Annotated in this window: 2 protein-coding genes and 1 pseudogene; 2 read left to right on the top strand and 1 reads right to left on the bottom strand. The window is 59.8% G+C overall.

Annotation, left to right across the window (positions count from 1 at the left end; all coding sequences use genetic code 11):
- Positions 1 to 247 (top strand): ATP-binding protein (locus IWX63_RS16500; protein WP_334685955.1); only part of this gene is annotated, 247 nt, incomplete at its 5' end.
- A 235-nt stretch (positions 248 to 482) separates the two neighbouring features.
- Positions 483 to 1,067, top strand: a complete 585-nt coding sequence (locus tag IWX63_RS16495; protein ID WP_199279236.1) for a hypothetical protein — start codon at positions 483 to 485, stop codon at positions 1,065 to 1,067.
- 238 nt (positions 1,068 to 1,305) lie between these two features.
- Here the strand turns inward: IWX63_RS16495 and IWX63_RS16490 are convergent.
- Positions 1,306 to 1,985, bottom strand: a pseudogene (locus IWX63_RS16490) (IS256 family transposase); the annotation flags it as partial.
- Positions 1,986 to 2,360: the final 375 nt, after the last annotated feature.

The raw sequence follows: 2,360 nt of genomic DNA, 5'->3' as shown, positions 1-2,360 counted from the left end.
GTCGCCAGAGGATTCCGCAACCGCGACAACTACCGCCTACGCATGCTCCTCATCGGCGGCGGCCTCAACCACCCCCACCTCAAGTAAGAAGAGCCCCTTTTCCGGGTGGACGAAGACCTTCACCGACCCTCGGCTCTGCGCCGCGATCGTCGACCGGCTCACGTTCAACGGGACCATCATCGAAACCGGCACCGACTCCTACCGCCTCGCCCATACCCTCGCCCTCGCCCACCGGGCCAACAGTTAGGCAAGACCAAAGCGATGAGGCTTGCCACGTTCAGAGCCCTCGGATACAGGTAACGGCGACTTCTCGACCTGAGTCACGGTCTGGTAACCATCATCCGTGTCTTGTGGCAACTAGTTGACCAGAGACGGCAGATGAAATTGGCTGAAGGTGCGCAAGATCGCGCTGAGTACCACTGGCTTTGAGAAGAACTCAGAGCTGTGCGCTCACCAAAGCAATCCAACGTTGGGGGACAACAATGAACAAGATAGTCAAGACAGCCAAGATTTCATTGGCTGCCGTGATGATGGCGAGCCTCGGCTTGGTCTCCATTCCCGCCGCAACGGCGCAACCTTCGGCAAACACGTCAACCAGTGAGTCCCAGGCCTATCAGCACGATGCCAAGCAGGGGGACAAGGACAAGCAGGCGAAGGAAAGACTTGAGAAGCTGAAGGGAACTCAGTCTCAGAAAGAGATCGACAAGATTGTTGCATCGGATGATCCGGCAACGGTGCTGATCGATGTTGCAACCGGCAACGTGACAGCCGCCGAGCTGAAGGACTCCAACGCGATTCAACCACTGACCTACCAGGTCGGCCCTGGATGCACCACCACGTCGGTTTGCGTCATTGGAAACACCTACTACGGGTTCGCCGAACCCGGAGTCATCAGCGGGACATGGTCCGGTGCGTACACCTTTCAAACCGGTGTTTGGACTACATCGCTGGGATACAAGCCTTCAACTTTTGCGGCCCCCATCTACACCGCCTTCATCGGGCCGGGAAAGACTGGGTTCTTCTCTGACGGGAGATCCGTAACTCTCACCCGCGTGAGCATCCGGTAGCCACAGCTGTGTCCTAGGACAAACTACCCGGCGCATGTCGGGCCCAATTCGATAAGTATGCTGTCGCCGCTTCGAGCAAGTCTCGAGGCGGCGACAGTCGCGTCGATCGCTGCGCAGCCATCCATCGTTTCACGAGTCGTCACCGCAGCGGCCCTCGTTCACTAACTGGCACCCGTGGGGTCCTTAATGGGGCCAAGTTCAACCGTCATGCCGGGGCCAAATAACCTTGACACACTCAGACATCCTTCTCGCCTGCCAGGCTGACCCCGATCGCCGCGTAGATGGGCCGGTTGGCGACCTGCCCATCACGGATCTTCACCACGATCGATGGGGGCACCTCCCACGAAGTGGGGGACGATGAAGATCGCCGCGTACACCTCATTCAAGGGCCGCGCGGACCACTCGTTCATCTCCTCGACGACCTTGTCCGTGATGCGGGAGATCGTCTCCTTCGACACGGATGCACCGTAGATCTGAGCGAAATGCGCGCTGATCTCACCTGTCGTCAGGCCGTTGGCATACAACGACAGCACGACTTCCTCGACCCCGTTCAAACGACGTTGTCGCTTCTTCACGATCTGCGGTTCGAAAGAGCCGTCCCGATCCCGAGGGACCTCGATCGTGACCTCCCCGGTCGCTTCCGTCAGCACGGTCTTCGGGCGCGTCCCGTTACGGACATTGCCCGATGGACGGTCAGGGTCAGGGCGATGCTTCTCGTGCCCGAGGGGACTCGGTGAGCTCCTCGTTCAGGGCTGTCTCGAGCACGTTCTTCGTGAACAGCTTCAGTAGACCATCAGGGCCTGTCAGCGCCAGGCCCTGTTCCTTGGCCAGGCGCACGAGCTCCGCTGCAGCAGCGGCTTCGGCGGATCGATCCTCGTTCGATTCTTTCTTCGGACTCACAACATCCAGTGTCGTCATGACGGCACCTTTCCCGCCACGCTCACGCGCGACGCGTCAGGCCAGAAACACCGTTAAATCCACAGTCCCCTGGCTGCACCTGCTTTTGGGCGTCGGGATGATCGCCCTGGCGCTGCTGCTCACACGTGACCGCAAGAACATTGTGACGAACCACGCATAACCGACGACATCAGGTAACTGAACTGACCGGCGATACCACCGGAAGCGATGCGGTCCCGGAATGATCCGGGGCCGCATCGCCCGTTTCGGGCAGCCACTGGCATCTTCGAATGGGACTTATCGGGCTCTTGGTAATTGAGAGTGCAGGCGGAGTGGTCGGGGTGGGGCGCGTCGGTGGCGGGATAGAGGTCGAGGCCTTCCGATGATGGGAGTTCC

The organism is Arthrobacter sp. CAN_A2, assembly GCF_015752045.1.
GTDB lineage: Bacteria > Actinomycetota > Actinomycetes > Actinomycetales > Micrococcaceae > Arthrobacter_D.
This window is presented reverse-complemented; position numbering and strand designations above follow the sequence as displayed.

Bases quoted from the DNA above. Each gene is read 5' to 3' on its own strand.
- IWX63_RS16495 (WP_199279236.1), top strand. From the start codon at position 483: ATGAACAAGATAGTCAAGACAGCCAAGATTTCATTGGCTGCCGTGATG.